The 24,474-nt window shown below is 38.0% G+C and carries 20 protein-coding genes; 4 read left to right on the top strand and 16 right to left on the bottom strand.

The genetic code is table 11. The annotated features are described in order from the left end of the window. Positions 1-17 precede the first annotated feature (17 nt). The 6 genes from PYW30_RS04950 to PYW30_RS04925 form a co-directional block, all read right to left on the bottom strand. Positions 18-890, bottom strand: coding sequence for an ROK family protein (locus tag PYW30_RS04950; RefSeq protein ID WP_042217802.1), 873 nt, complete (start codon positions 888-890; stop codon positions 18-20). After that, positions 881-2,323: a glycoside hydrolase family 1 protein gene (locus PYW30_RS04945; protein WP_004257386.1), complete on the bottom strand. Its 1,443-nt coding sequence runs from the start codon at positions 2,321-2,323 to the stop codon at positions 881-883. The genes PYW30_RS04950 and PYW30_RS04945 overlap by 10 nt, the downstream gene beginning before the upstream one ends. 122 nt (positions 2,324-2,445) lie before the next feature. Further along, complete coding sequence (locus PYW30_RS04940) at positions 2,446-3,618, bottom strand: EndoS/ChiA family endoglycosidase (protein WP_042217804.1); 1,173 nt, start codon at positions 3,616-3,618, stop codon at positions 2,446-2,448. Between the two features lie 35 nt (positions 3,619-3,653). After that, complete coding sequence (locus PYW30_RS04935; RefSeq protein WP_042217807.1) at positions 3,654-4,973, bottom strand: glycoside hydrolase family 125 protein; 1,320 nt, start codon at positions 4,971-4,973, stop codon at positions 3,654-3,656. After that, positions 4,948-7,575 (bottom strand): glycoside hydrolase family 38 N-terminal domain-containing protein, encoded by a 2,628-nt coding sequence (locus PYW30_RS04930; protein WP_042217809.1) that lies wholly within the window; start codon positions 7,573-7,575, stop codon positions 4,948-4,950. The genes PYW30_RS04935 and PYW30_RS04930 overlap by 26 nt, the downstream gene beginning before the upstream one ends. A gap of 30 nt (positions 7,576-7,605) precedes the next feature. Next, positions 7,606-8,946, bottom strand: coding sequence for a PTS sugar transporter subunit IIC (locus PYW30_RS04925; protein WP_042217812.1), 1,341 nt, complete (start codon positions 8,944-8,946; stop codon positions 7,606-7,608). A 177-nt stretch (positions 8,947-9,123) separates the two neighbouring features. Between PYW30_RS04925 and PYW30_RS04920 the strand changes: the two genes are divergently transcribed. The 3 genes from PYW30_RS04920 (at position 9,124) to PYW30_RS04910 (ending at position 12,308) form a co-directional block, all read left to right on the top strand. Continuing rightward, positions 9,124-9,837, top strand: coding sequence for a GntR family transcriptional regulator (locus PYW30_RS04920; RefSeq protein ID WP_042217814.1), 714 nt, complete (start codon positions 9,124-9,126; stop codon positions 9,835-9,837). Positions 9,838-9,984: 147 nt separating this feature from the next. Then, positions 9,985-10,680, top strand: coding sequence for a metal-dependent transcriptional regulator (locus PYW30_RS04915; protein ID WP_014024741.1), 696 nt, complete (start codon positions 9,985-9,987; stop codon positions 10,678-10,680). A gap of 71 nt (positions 10,681-10,751) precedes the next feature. Next, positions 10,752-12,308: an Nramp family divalent metal transporter gene (locus tag PYW30_RS04910; protein WP_004257406.1), complete on the top strand. Its 1,557-nt coding sequence runs from the start codon at positions 10,752-10,754 to the stop codon at positions 12,306-12,308. 34 nt (positions 12,309-12,342) lie between these two features. On the opposite strand, the gene PYW30_RS04905 is transcribed toward PYW30_RS04910, so the two are convergent. The 9 genes from PYW30_RS04905 to PYW30_RS04865 all read right to left on the bottom strand — a co-directional run bounded on the left by PYW30_RS04905 (position 12,343) and on the right by PYW30_RS04865 (position 22,513). Continuing rightward, positions 12,343-13,041: a TIGR00266 family protein gene (locus PYW30_RS04905; RefSeq protein ID WP_042217819.1), complete on the bottom strand. Its 699-nt coding sequence runs from the start codon at positions 13,039-13,041 to the stop codon at positions 12,343-12,345. Between the two features lie 95 nt (positions 13,042-13,136). Next, the gene (locus tag PYW30_RS04900) at positions 13,137-13,652 is read right to left on the bottom strand and encodes a hypothetical protein (RefSeq protein WP_023888965.1); all 516 of its coding nucleotides are present in this window, start codon (positions 13,650-13,652) and stop codon (positions 13,137-13,139) included. 131 nt (positions 13,653-13,783) lie between these two features. Beyond that, positions 13,784-15,733, bottom strand: coding sequence for a cation:proton antiporter (locus tag PYW30_RS04895; RefSeq protein ID WP_042217822.1), 1,950 nt, complete (start codon positions 15,731-15,733; stop codon positions 13,784-13,786). 114 nt (positions 15,734-15,847) lie between these two features. Beyond that, entirely contained in the window at positions 15,848-16,579 is a 732-nt protein-coding gene (locus PYW30_RS04890; protein WP_042217824.1) for a class I SAM-dependent methyltransferase, read from the bottom strand. 128 nt (positions 16,580-16,707) lie between these two features. After that, positions 16,708-17,925 carry an MDR family MFS transporter gene (locus PYW30_RS04885; RefSeq protein WP_004257426.1) on the bottom strand — a complete coding sequence of 406 codons (1,218 nt, stop codon included), beginning with the start codon at positions 17,923-17,925 and terminating at the stop codon, positions 16,708-16,710. Between the two features lie 111 nt (positions 17,926-18,036). Next, positions 18,037-18,453, bottom strand: coding sequence for a nucleoside-diphosphate kinase (gene ndk, locus PYW30_RS04880; protein WP_042217826.1), 417 nt, complete (start codon positions 18,451-18,453; stop codon positions 18,037-18,039). A gap of 139 nt (positions 18,454-18,592) precedes the next feature. Then, positions 18,593-21,196, bottom strand: a complete 2,604-nt coding sequence (gene clpB / locus PYW30_RS04875; RefSeq protein WP_042217829.1) for an ATP-dependent chaperone ClpB — start codon at positions 21,194-21,196, stop codon at positions 18,593-18,595. 158 nt (positions 21,197-21,354) lie between these two features. Beyond that, positions 21,355-21,984, bottom strand: a complete 630-nt coding sequence (locus PYW30_RS04870; RefSeq protein ID WP_042217831.1) for an SDR family oxidoreductase — start codon at positions 21,982-21,984, stop codon at positions 21,355-21,357. 88 nt (positions 21,985-22,072) lie between these two features. After that, a complete protein-coding gene (locus PYW30_RS04865; RefSeq protein WP_004257440.1) occupies positions 22,073-22,513 on the bottom strand; it encodes an Rrf2 family transcriptional regulator in 441 nt (146 codons plus the stop codon). 146 nt (positions 22,514-22,659) lie between these two features. Here PYW30_RS04865 and PYW30_RS04860 point away from each other — a divergent pair, with 146 nt between their 5' ends. Then, on the top strand, positions 22,660-23,190 hold the full coding sequence (locus PYW30_RS04860) for an HdeD family acid-resistance protein (protein WP_014024733.1): 531 nt from the start codon (positions 22,660-22,662) through the stop codon (positions 23,188-23,190). Between the two features lie 49 nt (positions 23,191-23,239). On the opposite strand, the gene PYW30_RS04855 is transcribed toward PYW30_RS04860, so the two are convergent. Next, positions 23,240-24,406, bottom strand: coding sequence for an MFS transporter (locus PYW30_RS04855; protein WP_014024732.1), 1,167 nt, complete (start codon positions 24,404-24,406; stop codon positions 23,240-23,242). Positions 24,407-24,474 lie beyond the last annotated feature (68 nt).

Genomic DNA, 24,474 nt, shown 5'->3' with positions numbered 1-24,474 from the left:
TTCCCATGTCTTTTTTCTTAACTTTTATTTTGGTGAAAATTTACGGCTGCCCCTATGAGATTTGCTGAATTGCGATAGTGACAAACCTTAATCTCAGGCAAAAAGGGTGGTATTTCTAAAGTCCTGATTATCTTGTTCATCTGTTTGTTCAGTTCTGGGACCAGCCACTCCGCTTGTGAAATTGCTCCACCGATGACAATAAGTTCAGGATCAAAGGCATACTGGAGATTATAAATACCTTTTGCAACATTAAATGTAAAACATTCCATCTCTTCTTGCGCAAGGCTATCCTTTTCCTGTCTCGCTCGTCTAAAGACCTCTTGACCTGTCAGATTTGTACTGCACCTTTGATTGTAACGTTTCGCCATGTTTACCGCTGTGCCCAGATCCGAAAAAGTATGTTTTTCATCCATCAACATAAAACCAAATTCACCGCCAAAAAGATGTTTTCCATGATGAATTTTTCCGTTGATAACAACAGCTCCACCTACTCCTGTACCAAGCACTAGAAAAAGTACATTTTGTAGATGCTTTGCTGCGCCAAAAGCAACTTCAGCAAGAGCAGCACAATTGGCATCATTTTCTATAGCCAAAGGCAAGCCAAGCTTTTCTTCTAAGGCGTGATGGATATTAAACCCGTGAATATAAGGTAAGGCGCTGAATCCTTCAATATATCCTGTTGCCTGATTAACTGCTCCAGGAGAACTCATCGCAACACCAGTTATATTTTTACTCTCTTGTCTCATTTCACGCACAATGTCCTTCAGACAGCTGTAATAATCTTCAAGGTTATCAGGTGTTTGTTTCGACTTGACTTCTCCTAATTTTCCTTCAGAGAAAAGACTATATTTAATGCTGCTTCCCCCAACATCAATCGTTATCAATGCCATTTTTCATCCTCTTTCAGTTTTTGCAACAGTGTTTCTTCGATATCAATACTAGAACTTTCTGAAACTTTGCGATACCAATGTGCTGATTTTTTTAGTTTCTTGATTTGTTTGTGAACATCCAAGGAAATTAATCCATAGCGGTTTTTATACGAATTACGCCAGCTCCAACAATCTATTGGTGTCCATGTGTGATAACCTAAGCAGGCTGAACCTTCGGATATTGCTTGGTGTAAATAGTAAAGGTGCTCCGTCATAAATTGAATACGATAATCATCTTGGATAATCCCCTCTTTATCCTCAAAACGTGCTTCGTTTTCGACACCCATACCATTTTCGGAGATGAACCATGGGATATTATTATAGTCATTTTGTATCGTTTTCGCTATGTTATAAATCGTCTGTGGGTGAATCTCCCAGCCTCTGTCTGCATTCATACGTACGCCTCTTTTGTTAAAGGAGGCATAATATTTTTCAGGCAGCCAATCCTGAGCTAAACTGTCACTCGAAAACTCTGGCTCTTGAACACGACTTGGGTGGTAATAATTTACTCCTAGAAAATCCACTGTATTGTCCTTTATAATTTCAAGCTCTTCGGTCGTACTTTCCCACAAAACTCCATCTTGCTCTAATATATTTACGAGTTCTTGTGGGAAATATCCTTTTACTGAGGCATCCAAAAACAGTTGATTTTGCCACAAATCAGCAAAGTGAGCTGCTTTGAGATTCTGTATTTCTTCGTCCTTGGCATAATTAGGTGTTAAATTGAGAATAATACCAATCTTAGCTTGGGCGTTTTTATTTATTTTTCTAAATCTTTCAATAGCTAAACTGGAAGCCAATTGTAGATTATAGGCAACTTGAACTGCTTTTTTACCATCTTTAAGGTCAGGATAATGGAAACCTAAAAGATAGCCACATTCGACAACTACTATGGGTTCATTATGTGTAAACCACTCCGTTACTCGGTCGCCAAATAAGCGGAAACATTGCTCTGCAAACTGAGCAAAGAGTTGGGCCACTTTTTTACTTTCCCAGCCGCCATATTTATGGAGAAGCTCCACAGGTAGATCAAAATGATGTAAGTTCATCATGGGCCGAATGCCAGCGGCTAAAAAAGTATCAATCACGCGGTTATAAAAAGCCACCGCTTGAGGATCAGTCTTTCCCGTCTCAAAATCTTCAATAAGTCTAGACCACTGAATACTTGTTCTAATACTATTGAGTCCAGCTTTCTGCATCAAACGGATATCTTCTTCGAAATCATTATAGAAATTACTGGTCGTATCTGGGCCAATGGAGCCCCAAAATCGTTCACTATAATGATCAAAGTCATAATCGAAAACATTATCGTGTTTTTTCTTGAAACGTCCTTCAGTTTGTGGACCACTTGTCGCTGCGCCCCACCAAAAATCTTTTGGAAATTCTATTTTCATGTTTTACTCCCTCTATTTTCCTTCTTCTGCAATAGAAGGATTTAAACTTTTTCAAAAATAGACCCTAGGAAAATTAAAATTCCCTAGAATCTCATCTGTCTTTTTATTCAAATACTCAAAACTCACTTCATGAGTTGTAATTCGTACATTGGATCATATTGAAGACTTACACCATCATTGGCAAAATCATCGCTTGAGCCAAGTAAGACTTTATTCACTTCATAAATCGACTGGGCTTGATTAATCTTATTTAAAGCGGCCTGATAATTCTCTGTGCCTTGTCCCACGCGCTCCCAATGATGGAGTGCTATATTTTTGGCCTCCTGCAGACTAAAGCCTTTGGCCTGTAAAATGGCTGTTTTCGTCCAAAGGAAGTTTGAAGGTACAATATGGTTTAAATCAAAATTGTTATATGTTCTTCCGTCACGGTCCAAAGCATAGAGAAACATACCATACAGTTTATTTTCTGCTGTATATTTTGCTACTTTGTAAATGTTACTTTCTTCGTAAGGTTCATTAGCATCGTACCATCTGTTGCTGTCTTGCTCTTCCGGAAAAGCTAAACCAGGCATAAATTGTTCTTTTGGAATCACACCAGTATAATCTTTTATTGCTCTGGCTGTACGTGTGTCATCTGACCCATATTGTTGGTAACCAAGGTATGTAAAACTGTCTGCAACATCTTTTAAGGGATTAAGATTGGAACCATTTGTATCATAAACAAACACTGTTCCGTTCTTTGCAAGAGGCCCGATATATTTTGATAATGCACGAATAACACCATTTGAAAGAGCAATATCTGTAGCGCTTGGATAAGTTTCCATGTCAATATCTAAACCATCAAGTCCATACTGGCGTACATGCTCATCTAACAATTTATTAGCATAAGCATCAAATTCTTCTGCGGTCGGAAAGTTTCCTGCATAAGGAATTTTTAAAAGCTCCGAATAATCAATTGCCTTAGTTAACTTTACACCTCGGGCATGTAAGTTAGGAACATAGGATTGTTTGAGCTTTTTAAAGAAGGGTGCGGCAGCATTTTCTTGGCCTTGAGGAACATAGCTAAAAACATTGACAATATCAATTCCATAAGGAATATCATCCATACTTAACCAATTTTCGTCTGTAAGGCTGGTATTGACACCTTTCATTTCCTTATCACGCCATGCTCGGTAGTAAACCATGGTCTTCGCTTGCTGGCTTTCTTCTTGTGCCTGAGCAGAAATTGGGCCAAAAATAAGTATACCAAGTCCAACGGTAAGCAAACCCAAAATATAGCGTTTAATTTTTTTCATCTTGCCTCCTCCTTAAGAAAACATTTTTAAAAATTTTATTTGTTTTGACTCAACTTTAAGTATCGAAAAACCAATTGACAATAGGTCATGTTTGACCAAGAGAACCATTCGCGGGTGTAATTATTTGGATTGTCCACATCAATTCCTTCATGGCACTGACCAGTTCCACCATCTGTGGCAACGATTGTCTCTATCTGCTTTTTCATTTTGTCTATATTTTCTGTCGTCAATCCTTCCATAGCTAAAGCTATTGACCACACATAACGTGGCGGAGTGTGCGGGCTACCGATACCCTGCAAATATTGTCCAACATAATAATAGGGATTTTCTTCACTCAAGCATTTTTCTCTCGTTTTTATATAAAGAGGATCTTCAGCTCTACAATAGCCGAGGAAAGGCAAGGAAAGTAGACTTGGTACATTTGCATCATCCATAAAGAGTTGTTGACCTAAACCATCAACCTCATAGGCATAATACGGATTTTTTTCAGACGAAACTAAACCATATGTTTGAATACCTTCTGTTATTTCTTCTTGAAGTTTCTTTATTTTGCTTTCTAACCTCGGAGAGAGGTGCTCCGGAAGAAGCTCCAAAAGTTGGTCCAAAACCACTAAAATAAAGCAATTTCCTGGAATAAAATAACCGTACTTACACGCATCATCACTTGGCCTAAATGCACTCCAGACCATACCTGTATAACCAATTGGTTCTCCTCGTCCTTCATGGGAAAGTGTATCGGATGGCGGGCAATTTGTTCTTTTAAAAATATAGTCTGAGCTTTCATGATGCTGCTCCTTAATAAAGGTATCGAGAACCCGTTCAACAGTTTCCCAATAATCCTCCTTAAGGTGCGCGCTATAGCCTGTATGCTTGTAGAGTTGATAAGCCAGGAATAATGGGGCACACAAGGAGTCAATCTCAAATTTTCTTTCCCAGACTAAAGGCGATATGGGAACATTGGAGACATCTTGACTATAATGACTGTCCGTTGGTTCTTTATTAAAAGCATTTGCATAAGGATCATGATTAATATAGCGCATTTGTTGCTTCAATACCCCGTGAACCAGAGATGTTATTTCCGGAATAGAATCTGCCATTTCCAAATATGGAAGTATTTGAAAGGTAGAATCTCTCAGCCACATTGCTGGTATATCTCCAGTGGCAACAAATATCTCCCCGTTTTCACGCACTGAAACGGTGTTTGAAATAGTATCCACTATGGCATGTTGAAAAAGTGATGTTGCTCGGTCATCCCACAGTCGAATGGATTCTGCATGTTTTTTAATCTTGGAGATTAACTCTTCTTGTTTTATCAACTCCTTTGTCCTCCTACTGTTTGTTGAAAAAGATACCATAAGTTCTTATTTCTCCCGGTCTAAATTCTGCCATTTTGAGCTCTTTTGTAGAATTTTCAAGACTGCCAATAATTTTACCTTCCAAGTTTAAGAGTTTAATTGCTGCTGGCTCTTGAAGTTTAATAACTCCCGGCATGCCTTGAGCCGTATCACAGGGATTATATAGCCGTAATTGTATACCTGTTTGATCGATACTGCTTTCCATGCTGCTGAAGGCAACTTCAATATTTTCTAAAACTACCACCTGTTGCTCTTTGAATTCTAGTTTTTTCTTGTTTATGGGGAAATATTCTATTGGTGTGCTGAAGCGATTGATTGTCTGTGTTTGGTAATATATATTTTCTTGTGTGGTGAGTAAGTACTGATTTTGGAGAGCTGCAGCATCAAAATTAGTGTCTATCACGATACTCCCTTCAAAGAAAACATCTCCTAAAAGTTGGCTATCAGGTGTTTCAACTTCTCTAGTTTGCAAACCAGAGGCATCTCCTGGACGTCTTTTCGTATCTGGTCTTCCTAGGTAACCCACGCCTCTAAATATCGTAATGGCAAGCTCTTGTTGCGCCTTAGCAAGAACTTGGAAATCTTTTGTTCCCTTACTTAGGAAACTCCAACTTGTCTTCGCATCATGAAGATTGGCGAAGTGAATCAAGGGGCGCATACTTGTAGGTTCTTCTTTATATCCTCTTGCACGCCAATCTTGCAAATGCTTTTCTTCAATTGGTCGATCGATAATACCAAAAGGTGTGTCGCTGGTCGAAAACGCAGATTGAACATCTGTTTTAAGTACTAAGCGTAAGCGATGATCGAGAACTTTATTATTGACATGTAGGCGAAGCTGAATCCGATTATCCTGTTTATTAAGCTCTAAAGTTAATGCATATGTAACCTGTCCATCAAGTATTTGTTCTTTACGTGATTCCAGATTGTAAGGAAGCTCCCATTCCCCTTCTACAATTATTCGACTTAGTAATTCTCCTTGTTCCACATGAGAAGTTTGACTGTTTTTAAAGTTCAGATTTAAAATCCAATCCGCAAAGGCTGGTGAATAATCGTAGGTATCTCCTTCATCTCCTCCATCTTCAAAAGAGAGAAAATCTAAATATTTTTTACCATTCTTCTTAAGGTAAAGGTTGAAATTCCCCTCAGTAAATTCAATCTGATAAAAATCATTTTCAATCCTTGCTGACTTTTTCAGTGTTTTGGCTTTGTCTTCCTCATCACTGACGTGATAATGTACATAGCCCATAGCTGGCAAGGTGCATTCTAAAGCAATGGTACTTACATAGTAACGTTCATCAAGCATCTCCTCAGGGTTTCTACGAAGTAATGCTGCGTTTTCTGTTTTTTGCTCAATAAGTTCAAAAGCTACTTTCTCGCCATTCTTGTCCGTGAGTGAAAAATGTTTATTTTGTGTAGAAAGTTTGACTTTCTTTATCACTTTAAGCTCAAAGGGGAGAGGATTCCACATAAACAGACTATCTTCCTGATCCCTATTGAGTGAAACACTTAATTTTCTGAGCAGATAGTCCATACAAGACTGGGCTTCCTGTAGGCCATTTATGCCACGCATATAGATATCGCGGTTGGTTTTATCACTATTACAGCCGCCAGCACTATCGTGTGCTTGACCACGGCTTACTATCTTCCACAGGCTATCTATTAGACCTTGTTTAACAGCAATGCCATAAGGTGACGCTAAAACAGACATTGGTTCTAACTGATAAGTTAAGAGACGTTCAAGTTGATCATAGACTTGCTTTAAGTCATAACGTGACGCATAAATACCACGGTGAATTTTTGAATCTGTTGGCTCAATAAACTCGCCCTTGATATCTAGAAATGCTTGGGCTTCTTTTTCGAGTGCCTTGAAAAATTGCGGATAATTACTTTCAATAAACACTGTTGAATCTTCAATTTCCTGATTTGCCTTATCAATCCTTGTTTTTAAATTAAAATCAACAGCACGCTGATCTCCTCCTACCGGTAAGAGATGCGCGTTACTCTTTGTATGCGTGGAAATTCTTTCGACAAGGTCTGAAAAATCGTTCTTTTCTACTAAATCCACTCCCGCATAGTAACCATTTTTAATGTTGGCTGTCAGAACTTTTGAACCATCGTTGCTTGACCAATAAAAGTAGCGCGTGTTCGCTTCATTCGGCATTCCGCGCCAAAAAAGGGCGTGCTGAATATCAAAGCCTTGATAAATTTTTGGCATGTCTTGACTTTGTCCGAAAGAGTCTGGCAAATAGCCAATTCTCATCGCACTTCCCAGTTCTTCTGCTTCACGGATACCCGTACGCAGATTTCTCACTATTGATTCACCAGAAGTTGTCATTTCATCAATTTGTGTGAACCAAGGTCCTACAAACAGTCTGCCTGCCTGGACAAATTTTTTCAGCTGCTTTTCTTTTTCCGGAAAGAGACTGAGATAATCTTCAACAATTGACATTTGACCATCTAAAGTATAAAAATCCAACTGATTGCTTTCCAAAGCGTCTAGAACTTCATCCATGTGAAAAATAAATTGCACACGTGCTTCTTGTCTTGTAAAATACCATTCAAAATCCCAGTGGGTATGTGCAACAGTATATACTTTTTTCATGGGGACTTTCCTCTATTTCTTCTTTAAATTCTATTCTGCACTGAGCATTGTGGCTTGTTCAGCACGTTCTTGTTTTTGGTTAAGGATTACAAACGGTGCATATAAAACAATGTCTAATACAACCAAAACAAGGGTCAATATCACCGGACTAATATGGAAGGCGCCTAAAACCCATGTACTGATAAAGATAGGTTCATTTCCTGAGTTCAAGACGACCAGAGGAACAACCCAACCAATAGATGTTACAATGTAAGCAATAACAGCATTAATCATTGGGACAAGGACCCAAGGGATAAACATTAACGGATTAAGAACGATAGGAAGCCCGAAGATAACCGGTTCATTTATCCCAAAACATCCTGGAATTAAAGCGAGTTTTGCCACTTCACGTTCTTTTTCGCCTTTCTTCGTAAAGATAAGCATTGCGATAATTAAACCAAAGGTAGCACCTGAACCACCAATCATGGCATATACGTTGGTCATTGTATTTGGTGCAATAGAAATGTCAGCAAAACTTTGTGTTTCCGCAAATTTTGCTACATTTTCTAGGAAAATAGGGAGCCAGAAAGCTGATACGACACCCCAAACGATATTGAAACCGTGAAGACCGAGGAACCATAAGATTTGTTGGAGTAAAATAACGATGAGAATTGCAGGTAATCCTGTACCAACTGTTAACAAAGGCTTAATGAGCACCTCAGAAATCATTTGCAATAATGACACATAGCCCAATGATTGTAGCGCAATCCGTATAGCTCCAAAAATTAAAAGTACACCACTAATCGGGATTAACGAGAAGAAAGAATCAAATACATTTTGGGGCACGTTACCCGGCATTTTGATTGTAAATTTACTTCGCGTAAATCGTGCAAACAAAGCCACAGCAATTAAGCCAACGATGAGGGCAGTAAACATCCCTTCATAGCTGAAAAATGATGTTGAGAAACCTTCCACAATATCTGCTTTAGGATCCAGATAATTAACGTTATTGGGAACCATCACAAAATAGGCTGCAAAGGCAAGCAAAGTTGCAATGATTGGATTAAGCTGGCTGTTTTTTTCATTTCTTTTCAGCTCGAAAGCATATGAATAGGCTGAAGAAAAGACCACAATAAGTGCTACAATGCCTAAGGTCGCATTTCCGATGTAACCAAACAAATTACTGATATTCGTCAATAAAGCGTTATGAATATCTTGGTTTTTAATAAGGGCATCAAGCTGCATTTTGATAAGGTTAGAAAAGGATCCTACAACCGTGAACGGTATGGTCCTTACAAAAGCATTTTTAATGGCCTGTAAAATCGTATTCCGCTCCACCCAAGCAGATACTTTTAGTAATGGTTCTTGAAACTTCTGCACATCAATTTTCATAATACGCACTTCCTTTTTCTTTTTTTAGAAGCCACTTCCACCAAAAAGAAACCGCTTCCGTTTTTTATTATATACATTTTTTTAAAATTTGTAAAGATGAATATAAAATTAATGTAGACAAATTATATAAAATGTTATATAATATATATACAAATCATAAAAATCGAGGTATACAAATTGTACAAATACCGTGAAATTTACGCTGACATCAAACGCGACATCCTGACCAACCATTATCGTGCGGGGACGCTTCTCCCTACACAAGAGTTTTTTGCTGAAAAGTATAAGGTCTCGCGCATTACTTTAAAAAAATCCCTCACCTTACTCGAAAATGAAGGATTAATTTTTAGTAAACAAGGCTCCGGAACTTACATTCGTCCAAGAGTGGAAGAAACCACAGAGCTTCTGCCTTTAGATTTACCGATTGGTGTAACTTATTCGCATCGTGATCAAGAGATTAAAAGTAAAATACTTTTTTTTGATGCACGTTTACCATCGACAGAAGAGCAAAAGCATCTTCTGCTGAATAAAACAGATCCGGTTTACGAATTTAAACGTCTTCGTATTTTGAATGGCAAAGCCTATAGTTTTGAACATGTTGTCATGCCAAGCTACATCGCTCCTATCACAGAAGAAATCTTAGAAGGCTCTGTCTATGACTATCTAGGACAGGAAGCAAAGCTACAACTCGTGGATGCTAAACGTGTCATTTACGCTGATCAGGCCGATGAGGAAGTAAGCAAAAACCTGGAAATTGAGTGTCATTCGCCTGTACTGGTTATTGAGCAAACAGCTTATGACCAAAAAGGACACGCTTTTGAATTTTCTAAATCCTACTTTATTAGTAACCAAACGAAATTTGCCCTTGATATTCATCTCAAAAAGAATTAAATCTATAAAAAAGCCACAAATTTAAAAATCTTTGTGGCTTTTAATCTATTTTTGCAAACACCCTTTTCATTAGGCTGCCCTTATATTATTGAAAAATAAATAAGGACGTGCTATAATGTTCTTGTTATAATATAAGGAGAAACTCAGGTGTTAAAACTAACAAAAAATGAGCAGGATTATCTTAAGGCTATTTATACCTTGGAGCGTGCGGGAGATGATTCAGCTGTCAGTATACAACTTATTGCAAAAAAATTATCTGTCGCTGCGCCTAGCGCCACTGAAATGATTAAAAGATTAGCAAAAAAACAACTTGTGGACTATGCTCCCTATCGTGGTGTAAATTTATCAGAGCAAGGTAATGTTCAAGCACGCTTTATTATTAAAAGTCATCGGGTGTGGGAAAGTTTTTTAGTAGACAAACTTGGCTATTCTACAGAGGAAGTTCATGAAGAAGCTGAAAATTTGGAACATGCCTCTTCGCCGAAACTTGTTGAATACCTTTACGCTTTATTAGATTATCCTGCTGTTGATCCGCATGGTTCAACCATTCCTTCGGAAGTTTTTTGGAAAAAAAATAAAGTAGAAATTCCACTAAATCAAGCGGAGGAAAGTAAAAGTTACTATATCACAACTTTAAATGAGGAAGCACAGGACTTCTTTGAAAAGTTAAATATTAATACACCGCATTTTATTCGGATTATTGAGCGGCTTCAGGATGGGTCAATTATTCTGAAAGAGGATAATGGCCAGGTTTCTGTTATTCCTCAATTTTTACAAGAAAAGATCTTACTTATGCAAAGAACTGGAACCGTTGCTTCTGCTTTAGAAAACGAAAATCCTTAAACATTTTCTCTTATATTAACGGTAGCATTAAAAAACAATGTTGAACATGGTTCAACTTAGAGAAGGTAAAAATGAATGATCTTAAAAATCAACCTCATAAGTTGATTTATCATACAAACGGAAAGTCTCTTCAAGAGATTAATGGAACAGTAAAAGTTCCAAAAGACGGTAAATTTTTTAGAACACTTCTTGCGTATTCAGGACCTGGAGCTTTAGTTGCTGTGGGTTACATGGATCCAGGAAACTGGTCTACCTCAATCACAGGTGGACAAAATTTTCAATATTTATTAATCTCTGTCATTTTGATGTCGAGCTTAATTGCCATGCTCCTTCAGTACATGTCAGCAAAACTTGGGATTGTTAGCCAGATGGACCTTGCCCAAGCTATCCGGGCACGAACCAGCAAAACTTTGGGCATCATCCTATGGGTGCTTACAGAGCTTGCGATTATGGCGACAGACATTGCGGAGGTTATTGGTGCAGCAATTGCTCTTTACCTGCTTTTCGATATTCCGCTTATTCTAGCGGTCTTTATCACGGTTTTTGATGTCTTTTTACTCTTACTCCTCACAAAAGTAGGCTTTAGGAAGATTGAAGCACTTGTTGTCTGTCTCATATTAGTGATTTTATTTATTTTCAGCTATCAAGTTGCCTTGTCTAATCCCGACTGGAAAGGAATTGTGGAAGGTTTTATTCCAAATACACGAACCTTTGCTACTTCTCCTTCTATTGCAGGAATGACACCTTTAACTGGTGCTCTTGGTATCATTGGGGCAACTGTAATGCCACACAATCTTTATCTTCATTCTTCAATTTCACAAAGCCGTAAAATTGACCACAGTGACGATAAAGATATTGCGCGAGCTGTTCGTTTTTCAACTTGGGATTCCAATATCCAATTAAGTTTAGCTTTTGTTGTAAATTCGCTTTTGCTCATTATGGGTGTTGCGGTATTTAAGACCGGCGTCATTGACGACCCCTCATTTTTCGGTCTTTACGATGCCCTTTCGACACCAGATTTATTAAGCAATGGTGTACTTGCGGATGTTGCTAAAACAGGCGCTTTATCTACCTTATTTGCCGTAGCTTTACTGGCTTCCGGGCAAAATTCGACTATCACGGGGACTTTAACAGGACAAATCATCATGGAAGGGTTTATCCATATGCGCATGCCAATGTGGGCGCGTCGTCTCATCACGCGCTTGCTCTCTGTTGTTCCTGTCTTGATTTGTGTTACGATGACGCGGGGATACAGTCTAAAAGCACAGCATGAAGCCATTAACAACCTCATGAATAATTCGCAAGTCTTTCTTGCTTTTGCGCTGCCTTTCTCCATTATCCCTCTGCTCATGCTTACAAATAGTAAAAATGAAATGGGGAAATTTAAAAACAATTGGATTGTTCAACTCTTTGGGTGGTTCTCTGTCATTGCCTTGACTTATCTTAACCTTATTGGCCTACCAGACCAAATTGAAAGTCTATTCCCTAAGAATCTTGCCTACCTTGCAGATGGAACAGCATTTCTTCTTATTGTTTTAGTTCTTGCGTTACTCATTTGGACTATATTTGAACTCTACCGCGGCAACAGAAAACTTTCCCTGCTTAATCAAAAACTATCTGATTCATAAACACAAAAAAGCTATCATCGATAGCTTTTTTTATTTAGCCGTTACTTGGTAAAAAAGGAATGATTGATTCAGCAAAAGCCTCCATATTACGGCTTTGAATCATGATTTTTCCACGGCCTTTAAATTTGTTGACAAGTCCTTCACCAGTTTTAAAGCCGAAAGTTCCAGAAGCGACTTCGATTGAATAATCAAGCGTTTTACTCCATGCAAGGACATGATGGTTATCCACGATGTATTCTTCTGTGCCGTCTAATTCAATTTCAACAATATCACCATAACCATTAACTAACATGCGGCCACTCCCTTGTGTCTCCATAACATAGAGACCCCCTGTTCCACCAAGAAGAGCGCCACTTAGTTTTTGTCGTTCCATTGTATAGTGCACATCGCCATCACTTGCAAGGAAAGCTCCAGTATTCAAACGCCATTGTTCTTGACCAATAGTAAGTTCTTTTACAGCACCAGGAGTCGCTGGAGCCAAAGTGATTTGACCATTAGCACGGCTTGATTTGACCTTCGTGATAAAGAAGCTTTCACCACTCGTTATTGAACGCCCAAGGGCTTTCAAGGCGCCACCAATACCACCTCTTCCATTGCTGTTCATCTTTCCTTCGAGTGTGACTGAAGAATTGTGATAAACCATAGCTCCCGACTCAATCTGAATTTCTTCCTTGTCTTGCAAGGTCACATGTACAAGGGGAAAAGCTGACGTCGAGCTCAATTGATATTCCATAAATTGGGGCCTACTTTCTCATTTTTTCTCATTATAACATAAAATTTAAGAGAGAAAAAAGCCTCTTGCTCAGGTCAAGAAACTTTATCCTCTATTTATCTGTAATCAATAGTTTGAATTGTTTTCCCTTGGTCATCTGTAAGATTCACAACAAGTTGAGGTTGATTTACTCCAGAGGCTTTCATAGACTCCAACACTTTATCGGCAACTTTTTCTATCTGATCACCATTGGTTGCTAAGATACTGTGAGATAGAAAGCCATTCATTTTAGAAGAACTTAGGGTATATTTTACCGTCTGTCCATCTGTTGTGGCTTGGGCCGAATCAATAAAGCCTTGCGAACGACTCACAATAGTGCTGGCATTTTGATTCAATGTTGAGACAATTGCTTCTGGACTTGCCGGAGCAATATTTCCTGAAGCATCGGTCAAACTTTCTGAATAAGGAATAACTTTCGACAGAAGATTATCTGTATTATTATTAATAGCATAACGGCCGAGCAAAACAAGCCCACCAACAAAAAGCGCGACTACAATAATAAGTCCTACAAGAAAACCAATTAATTTTCTCAAAATTCCTTTTTTATTTCTTCTTGAGCTTCTTGAAACCATAATCTCCCCTTATTTGTGAGCAATTTATACATGACCGTCTGCCACCAAGCCATTTAATATTTAAGTCTTACCTTTCATTTTACAGTAGTTTTCTTAAGCGAAAGTTATTATAAAAAAGCCTTACGGCTTTTTTATTGATTTTGCAGTTGTAAAACTTGTGCGTTATTAATTTCTTTAAAGAGTTTGTTGCTTGTTTCTTTCGAGATAGCTTCCGATTTAACTTGGTCCAGTACATACTGATATTCGAGTTGAAAAGCTTCAATAAGCAATTCATTAGGCACGATTGTTTCTTCTTGAATTTCATTACGGATGCGGTAATGTCTGTTTTCAAAGACGCGCTTCACTTCTTCAATGTCACTAAAATGAGTAATCTTCTTCTCAAAGCGTTCTTTTTCAAGACGATTTAATTTTTCCATTGTCGCTTCATACAGAACTTCCTCTAAACGTCCCAAATCATTCCTTACGGCCATAAATTCTTGCATTTCACTTTGATCAGCTCCGCGTAATTGTCTTCTTCTCGAAAACATTCTTCTTATTTTTTTACTCATCGCGCGCTTGCTGCTATTCTCCAAGTAAATTCTGAAGTACTCAATCGCTTTTGGTGAAAAGTTTTCTTGAATATCGGAACTATCCAGCAATGTTTCTTGCCAAGTCACAATATTTTCTAAAAGCCGACTACTTCTATTATGATCGGGAATTTGCAAACCTTTTTGTGATTGCAATTGCTTTGTTAAGCTACTGCGAACCTTACTATCCTCTATCACTTGCATCATATGTAAAATAGCATAGTCAACCATGTCATTTCGGACACTATCAATGTTATCTGAACTTGCAGCTTTCATTGGGGACAAGAGCTTAGGCAAGATAAAGGTCGGTACAATAAGACTGAGCAAAATGACAATCGTTGCCATACTAATAATAATTTCTCTATTTTCAGTGCTCAAAATAGCAGTATTCAGAGGTAAAGAGAAAGCCATTGCCAATGTCATTGTTCCGTGTGCTCCTGATAGAGCAAAAATAGTAGAATCTTTGCTGCGCTCCTTCTTATCATTTGAGAAGAAATGTTCGATAGAACGGTTCCCTCTTTGATTGGTCCAGAATTTCCGTATAAATAACATCAGTACGTAAACCAAAGCACTAATGAAGAACAGTATTACAGCTTCCACTAAGCCCAATGATTTAAAGATATCCCAAATACCAAAGAGACTTACTCCTAATAAAATAAAGACAAAATTGTTGAGAATACCACTCAATATTTCCCAGATGGTATTATTGGTGAGTTGGACATTGGTTGACGTAAGTTTAAGCATGTCGCCTTCAAAGTTATGGATTAAGCCTGCAGCGACAACTGCAAGTACTCCAGAGGTTCCAAAATGCTCAGCGAGTAAATAAAGAGCAAAGGGCGTTAAAATAGAAATAGGAATAATCGTTGCTTCTGGATTTGTCGCACGAAGGTTAATCGCAATGCGAATACGGACTAAGAAAGCCCCAACAATCAATCCAATAAGGATTCCCCCGATGGAAACAAAAGCAAACTGGCCAAGTCCATTCCAAATACTAAAATGCCCACTTTCTAACACTGAAAGGCCCAAACTCAAGAGAACTAAGCCTGATGCATCATTGAAAAGAGATTCAAACTCGACAGCTTCATTCACGCCTTGCGGCATTTTTTTACCCGCAATAATGGATTTGACAGCAACAGAGTCCGTTGGCGTAACAATAGCAGCAAAACATATTGCCAAGGGGAAAATCCAGCTGCCCATAATCTTTGTGGTCAACGCGGCCACAAAGAGTACAGTTACAACGGCTAAAGTAATAGAGAGAAAGAATATCCCTCTGAAATTTTTTCTCACTTCTTTCAAAGATGTTTTACTGCCTTCATTAAACATTAATGGCGCAATAATTAACATCATGAAAAACTCTGGTTCTAATTCAAAGTGTCTAAACTCGGGTAAGAAACTTAGAAGAATCCCTACACCAATCAAAATAAAGGTTTCAGATATTTTGGGGAAAAATTCTTTGATTACATTTGCCGCAATGACCCCAATCAACATTACAGCTATGAAACTAACGGCTGACATAAAACACCTTTTTCTAATTTTTTCTATTTCTTTAGTATACCATATACTCAATCATACAGCCAATACTCCTGTGTGAAAATCAAAAAACCAGGAAGAATTCTTCCTAGCTTTTCTTTATTTTTTCCTTGCAGAAACGATCAGCATCATCGGCCGTCTCAGCTCATCGCGCATTTCCTTAAATACCAACATTTGTTTAGGTGGCTGTGGTTCAATCACATGCTGAAGTTCAAAGCCAAGTTGTAGCAATGTAGTGAGATATGTAGTTAAAGTCCGATGATATTTAGTTACTTCTTCTCCTAAGAAGGACACTTTACGTTTTCCCTCATAGAAATAATTGTCTACAGGAAAGTGCTCTATTTCTCCTTTTGCATCATAAATCCAATCTTGCAGACCCGATGCAGTAAAAAGGGGATGTTCTACCGAAAACACAAATTGACCACCGGTAGTTAAGCACGTATATATGTTAGAAAAAAGCGGAGTTAAATCTTCAATGTAATGTAATGCCAATGAGCTCAGAACCACATCAAAGGAAGCCGGTTCAAGGTGTAAGTCCTCCATAGCTATACATTGATAACTTATTTTCTCATCTGAGTTTTTACTTGCCGCGTGTTCTAACATTTTACTCGAAATATCTGTGCCGAGGACATAAGACGCTCCATTGTCAACAGCATATTTGCAGTGCCAACCGTATCCACAGCCAAGGTCCAAAACTTTCTTGTTCTGAAAGTCAGGTAAAATCTTTCGTAGCTCTGACCATTCTCCAGCAGCTTCTAACCCTGATTTTGAACGCTCCATTTGAGCGTATTTGGAAAAAAATTCTTGATTATTATATTTGTTTTCTTTCACTTGTTATTCTCCCATGTAAATTATATTTTATTAGTTTACATGGGTTGAAACAATTTTTTGAGCAATAATTCCTTTTGACATTATTTTTACTCCTTTATTTCTATTATAACATGGACAATTTTAAAAATCTATAAGGCTTCATGCATTCGAATAGCTCGCAGTGAGGGGAGGATACTTAAAAAGATAATTATTCCCATAAATATAGCCATGCCAATATTCCCATAAATTGCTGACATTGAAACCAAAACACCTGAGAGTACAGAAGCGACTGGCTGAGTAACTGAAAAGGCGCCCGTATAAGTCCCCACATGTTCTCCTTCCATCAGATCGGCTCTCAAAGCTTGAGAGAAGGGCACAAGAATCATTTCGCCCAAAGTAGCAACTACAGCTGCTGTAACTTCCCAGCTTAAATTGTGGCCTAAAAAGGCAATAATAAAGCCTAAACCTTGGAGAAAAATTCCTAAAGTAATACCTGTACTCCGCGACCAGTTTTTAGTCAGTTGATTCATTTTACTCATAAAGAGTACAATAATCAAAGTATTGATCAATAGGAAAAGTGTTAACATCCGTTGCCCATAAACTTCCAAACCTAAAATTCGGGTCGTTGAGAAACTGTCGCTTAGATGCACCGGCAAGTAATAGTCGATTTGATTAAAAATCATCGCAATAAAAACCGAAGCAAACAGATAAGACATAAAGATGCTGTCTTTAGCCACAAAGAAATAAGCTTTTATAATATTTGGGGCTTTCTTTTGATGCTCTTGATGTGGGTCAAAAGATTCGTCAATCCAAAATAAAACAACGACAAAGCTCAGAATTTCTTCAAGAGTGATGACCAGCAAAAGCCAGACCAAATAATCACGGAAAAACCAGCCTGAAAGTCCTGAACCAATCATAATAGCAAAATTGATAATCCAGTATTGAATACTGTAGACTGTTCTCCGGTTTTCACTTGTTGTTAAATCAACAATCATTGCTTGACTGGCTGTATTAAAAAAGCCAAAACCAAAATTCACGATTAAAAATCCGAAAAAGGTTGTCCAAGGGTTAAAATAAAACTCTGAGTTAGAAAAGGTGGCTAGTGCTGCTCCAACTGCCGTAACTGCGGTTGAAAAGAGCATGACAGGCCGACGGCCTTTTAAATCTGTCAAATGTCCCGCATAAAGACCAACCAAAAATACCATAATAGAACTCACGATAAGCAAGAGGCCTGTGACACCCGCACCCATATACTTATTATAGTAAATCGTCATGGAGCCACCCACTGTACTAAAGCAAAGCGCTCCTAAAAAGTTCATCACCAACCTAATTTTAATGGTTGGATGAAGCCCCCAAAATTCTTTCATATTCTCCTCCTTTAATAAAAATAGCAAACAAAAAAAGACTTTCCTTGAGTGGTTGGGAGCTCTGTTGCTCAAACCTCGTGGGAAAGCCTTTGTCCTTAATGTTCGTTCTGTTTATGTAAACCAAAGCGCTATTTCTCGCTCTGCAGATTCTGGTGAGTCTGATCCATGGACAATATTTTTAATAGCTTTACCTTTTTCAGGCGATTGAGCAAAATCTCCACGAATAGTCCCTGGTTGAGCTTGACTAGGATTAGTTGTCCCCATCATTGTGCGCCAGCAAGAAATAGCTTCTACACCAGATATTACACCAATAACTACTGGTCCAGAAGTCATATAACTACGAATGTTAGGATAAAAATCTTTATCCACTAATGCTTCGTAGTGCTTGTCAATCAAGTCTCCATTTGGAGCAGAACGTCGTTCTAGTTTCTCTAGCTGAAAACCACGCTGCTCGATTCGTTTCAATATTTCACCTACAAGACCACGTTGAACGCCGTCAGGTTTAATAATAAAGAAAGTTTTTTCCATGATTGACTCCTCCTATATATCGTGTTTATATTTTACATCTAAAAGCTATAAGTTGTCAAGAATTATCTGTAAATTTCGACAAAAGACTATTTTTATATACAAAAAGCCCGAAAGAATACGGGCTTTTCTATTTTTTCAATTATTCTTCAATGGGTAAGATATCAAAGTCAATTTTATTGTCGACGAGTTTGACAAGAACTTTAGTTTTTGGTGGAATCTTTCCTGCAATAATCAATTTAGCAAGTGGATTTTCAATAACTTTTGTCAAATAACGTTTTAATGGACGTGCACCATAAGCTGGTTCATAAGCATTTTCTGCAATCCATGCTTTGACTTCTTCACTGAGTTCTAGTTCTACAGACATTTCTTCAAGACGTTGTGTCAATTGCCCCGTCATCTTCACAATAATGTTTTTAATATTATTCAATGACAATGGTTTGAAGAGAATAGTATCATCAATACGGTTGAGGAATTCTGGTTTGAAATGCATCCGCAATTGTTTCATCACTTCCTCAGTTGTTTCTTCAGATATTTCACCTTGATCATCGACATTATCCAGCAAATATTGTGAACCAACATTTGAAGTCATAATCAAAACAGTATTCTTGAAGTCGACTAAAACACCTTTCGAATCGGTTAAACGACCATCATCCAAAACTTGCAACAAGATATTGAAGACATCTGGGTGGGCTTTTTCAATTTCATCCAACAAAATAATCGTATATGGGTTACGACGTACAGCTTCAGTCAGTTGACCTCCCTCATCATAACCAACATATCCTGGAGGAGCTCCGACAAGACGGGATACACTATGTTTTTCCATGTATTCACTCATGTCAATACGAACCATATGTTCTTCGGAGTCAAATAGATTTTCAGCCAATGCTTTAGCTAACTCTGTCTTACCAACACCTGTAGGACCTAAGAAAAGGAAGGAACCTAAAGGACGGTTGGGGTCTTGGATACCTGCACGAGCACGAATAATAGCATCAGACACAGCTTCGACCGCTTCATCTTGCCCTACTACACGTTGATGAAGTGTTTCTGGTAAATGAAGGAGTTTTTCACGCTCACCTTCTACCAGTTTTGTTACAGGAATACCTGTCATACGACCAACAACTTCGGCAATTTGTTCCTCAGTGACTGATTCTTGAACAAGGCTGAGATCATCTGATTTTGCTTTACTTTCGAGTTCTTTCAGCGCTTGTTCAATTTCTGGAATTTTACCATAACGTAAGGCTGCAGCTTTTTCAAAGTCACCTTCATTTTGGGCTTCTTCTAATTCATGGCGTGCACGTTCCAATTCATTCCTTTTATCAGAAATATTGCCCACTTCTTTCTTTTCAGCTTCCCATTGGGCTTTAAGTTGATTGTTTTCTTCACGAAGTTCTGCAATTTCTTCACGAATGATATTTAAACGTTTCTTAGAAGCATCATCACGTTCTTTTTTGAGGGCTGCTTCTTCGATTTCCAACTGCATCAAGCGACGGTTTGCTTGGTCGAGTTCCGTTGGCAAGGAATTCATTTCAACACGAATTGTGGCGCTGGCCTCATCAACCAAATCAATCGCTTTATCCGGCAAGAAACGATCTGTAATGTAACGATCAGAAAGTGTTGCTGCTGCCACCAATGCGTTATCGTGGATTGTTACACCATGGTGAATTTCAAAACGTTCTTTCAAACCACGCAAAATGGAAATAGTATCTTCAACTGTTGGTTCAGTTACTAGAACTTTTTGGAAACGACGTTCCAAAGCTTTGTCTGTTTCCATATATTTACGGTACTCGTCCAGAGTTGTTGCACCGATTAAATGCAATTCACCACGTGCAAGCATCGGTTTCAAAAGATTACCAGCATCCATTGAACCTTCCGTCTTACCCGCACCGACGATCGTGTGTAACTCATCAATAAAGAGAATGATTTGTCCGTCAGACTTTTTAACTTCATTGAGTACAGCTTTCAGACGTTCTTCAAACTCCCCGCGGTATTTAGCCCCTGCAATAAGTGCACCCATGTCTAAAGAGAATACCGTTTTATCTTTTAGATTTTCAGGCACATCTTTACGGACGATACGTTGCGCAAGTCCTTCAACAATGGCTGTTTTACCCACACCAGGTTCACCAATCAGAACGGGGTTATTTTTTGTTTTACGTGATAAGACACGAATGATGTCACGAATTTCTTCATCACGGCCGATTACCGGATCTTGTTTTCCTGATTTCACTTGAGCTACAAGGTCAACACCGTATTTTTCAAGTGCTTTATATGTATCTTCAGCATTTTGATTTGTCACTTTATCACCTCCTCGTAGGTTTTCAATTGCTAATTTTGTTTTTTCTTTATTCATTCCCTGGCTCACCAGATATTCTGTTAAAGGATTTTTCTTTAACTCAAAAAGGGCCAAGAGTACAATTTCAGTGGAGAGATATTCATCACCCCGATCTTTGGCAATCTTATCTGCTGCATTGAACAGATTAAAAAGATCTGCACTAATATTTTGACCATAGGTAATATTACTTCCCTCAACAGAAGAAATTTTGTCTATTTCTTTTTCAATAACTTTCGTAAATTCTTCAATGTTAATTTCTGAATCTTTGTAAAAATTAAAGGCAAAACTGTTCGGTTGTACAAATATTCGCCATAAATGTGGAATTTCAATCGCTTGATGATGGCGAGTCTGCGCAATTTGTTGCGCTTCATAAAGCGATTTTTGCATACTTGTTGTCATTTTTTCGATGTCCATAATGCACCTCGATTCATTTCATAGTAATGTAGTATTTTTCTCATTTTTCTTACTACCTCTTAATTATACTCTTTTGGTCAGTAAAGGTCAAACTATTTGCTCATAAATTTTCATATAAAAATAAGAGGAATTTTTCAAGAAAATCCCTCTTATTTTTATCATTTTTGGAAAACACTGATACGTTGTCCGACATAATTTCCTTCCAACGCAATATTAATCATCGCTTTCGCATAGTCTGCATAGCTAATCACACTTTCCCCTTTGTCATTAACCGTAAATTCTTCGCCCGCAACCACATAGTCACCTGTTTTTTCACCCTCTGCTTGGAAATCAGCTGCAGGGCTTACATAAGTCCATTTAACATCATGACGTTTTCTCAATGCAGCTAATGAATCAGACATAGCTGTTGCCAATGGTTTGAAAGCATCTGGGAAGCCTTCTGATTGATAAAGTGCTAAATCATGTTCTGGATTAAGATAAAGACTTCCAGCACCACCAACAATCAACAAGCGTTTATCTGTACCTTCAACAAGATCAGCAAGATGTTGGATGGAAGTGGTATGTTGCTCCAAGCTATCTTCTGCCCATGTTCCAAAAACATCGATAAGAACATCAAAATCCTTGATGTCTTCTTTGGTTAAATCAAATAAATCTTTCTGAATAGAAGACGGAGCTACTGTTTTGTTTTCGCTTCGTACAATCGCTGTTACATCCAACCCTCTATCTACTGCTTCTTGTACAATAAGACGACCGGCTTTACCATTTGCTGCTACTACTGCTAATTTCATATTAGACCTCCATGTCTTTTTCGTTGTAATAATTTTTGTTACAACTAATTCTACATAAGCTTTTAATAAATGTCAACGATTTGGTTTCTTAAGGATTTATTGCCACATAATGATCAATATCGGTAATGACTTCTTGTAAACTCATCGCCTTCATTTGGTCTTCCATCGCTTTTTGAATTAAATCAAGCTTACCATCAAGCACCTGATGGATATTTTTGCCGACAGAACAGTCTGGACTAGGATGTTCGTGAAAATGGAACAAGCCTTTTTTATTAATGACCTCAACCGCATTATAAATATCAAATAAACTAATGTCTTCAACTGGTTTGGCGATTGCAGCTCCACCGCTTCCGCGCACAACATGCACCAATTCATTAGCTTTCAATTGCTGTAATACTCTTCGAATAATTACGGGGTTTACATTAATACTTGTGGCTAAAAAATCACTCGTAATCTTGTGTTCTCCTTCAAAGGTATGGATACAGGCAAAAATATGAAGTGCAATCGTAAAGCGACTTGATATTTGCATTTTTTTCTCCTTCGATTCTCATTTTACCTTAAGTATAAATGTCCTTTTTCAGAATGTCAATTATAATAACTAGCCAAATGAATTACGGGCACTTCTCTCCAAAATAAGTTATAATTAAATTATCAGAAAAGAAAGGGGTATTAAATATGTTTTCTGAAAACTTTTCGAAAAAATTACGTAACAACGTCGGAATTAATGGTCTTATTTCCACACTTATTGGCTTACTCATTTTGTTTTGGCCTGGACGTACAGCACAAGTTGGAACAGTTTTGATAGGTATTTCCTTCATTTTAATTGGGGTTTCTTATCTTGTTTCTATCTTTGCCTTAATGAATGAAAATCCATGGTCACGCTTTGGGCATCTTCTTTTAGGTACGGTTTACTTGGTTGCGGGAATTTTCTCCTTGATTAACTTAGCAGCTGCAACAGCTACTTTGTTTATCATCATTGGTATTTTAGTTGGTTTCACATGGATTACTGAAGGCTTTGTTTCCTTTGGCTTTGTTCCATATTCTCCCTCTAAGCCTTGGACAATTCTTTCAGGACTTCTCAGTGTCGTAGCAGGCTTCATGCTCTTGCTCACACCTTTATGGGGTGCAATGGCACTTTGGACACTTCTCGGTGTCGTTGTCCTGATTCTAGGTATCTTCAAACTGATTCGTTACTTTACTTGGTAAGCTTTGTTAAGTGACAAATAAAAAAGAGTTCTTCTTAAAGAACTCTTTTTTAAATTTTCATTTTTTTCGATTTACGGTTCATAAGCATTGACAATACACCGGTACCAAACAAGATAACCGCAGAAATATAGTAAGGGAAGAAATGATTGATATCAAACATTACTCCCGCAGCCAATGGGCCTAAAATATTACCAAAACTTGTAAAGGTCGAATTTAAGCCATTGATCGCTCCTTGTTGATCTCCTGCGTGTTTTGATAAGTAAGTGGTTACCGCTGGTCTAAACAAATCAAAGGCGAGGAAAACAACAAATGTCGAAATAGCAACAGTAATGCGATTACCTGTGAAGGCAATAATAGCAATAAAGAGCGCACTTGCAAAGAAGGTCAAATGAATCAAATGCATTTCACCAATCTTTCCAACAATCCAGTCGAAAAGGAAAAGTTGGAAGAAAAGGGCAATAATACCACTTACTGTAATTACTAAAGCAATTTCACTTGTAGTAAAGCCAAAATTGATTGTCGCCATGATGCTATAAATTGATTCAAAGGCTTGCAGGCCAAACGAAGAAATCAAAATAACGACAAAAAGAGATGTGAACATTGGATTTTTGAGAATATCCAAGAAAGATGCTTTTGGAGTATCTGGATTAATATCCATTGTTTTTTCTGGCTCTTTTAGCACAGTCATGCTCAAAATAAATCCGATAAAGGCTAAAAGTGCAGCCACAAAAAAAGGAACCCTTATACCAAAAGTCGCTAAAAATCCTCCGACACCAGGCCCGATGATAAAGCCCCCACTGATTGCTGCTGAAACTTTACCCATGGCTTTGGCACGTTCGCCTAACGTTGTCAAATCTGCCACATATGCTGTAACAGAAGGCATCAATAAAGCAGCTGCAATGCCTCCCAAAGCGCGTGACACGTAAAAAAGAGCTTTTACTTGTGCTAAACCAAATAAAAGTTCAGAAAAGGCGAAAATAATCATACCCAAAGCAATGAGCTTTTTTCGTCCAACCTTATCCGATAAATGCCCAGCAATCGGAGAGGCAATCAATTGGGCAATAGCAAAAATCGAAATCATCATTCCCATTGTTGTTCCTGAAAAATGCATTTGCTCTTTCAGTTGTGGCAAAACAGGAATAACGAGACCTACACCTAAGAACACAAGCAATAAGTTTGAAATTGCTAGGTTAATCATCCATTGTTTGTTTTTCATAACTCTCCCCCAATACCCGATAAAAAGACAGATTCAAAAATTTGAAACCGCCTTTTTATCCTATTCTA

This window comes from Lactococcus garvieae subsp. garvieae (genome assembly GCF_029024465.1).
Taxonomy (GTDB): domain Bacteria; phylum Bacillota; class Bacilli; order Lactobacillales; family Streptococcaceae; genus Lactococcus; species Lactococcus garvieae.
This window is presented reverse-complemented; position numbering and strand designations above follow the sequence as displayed.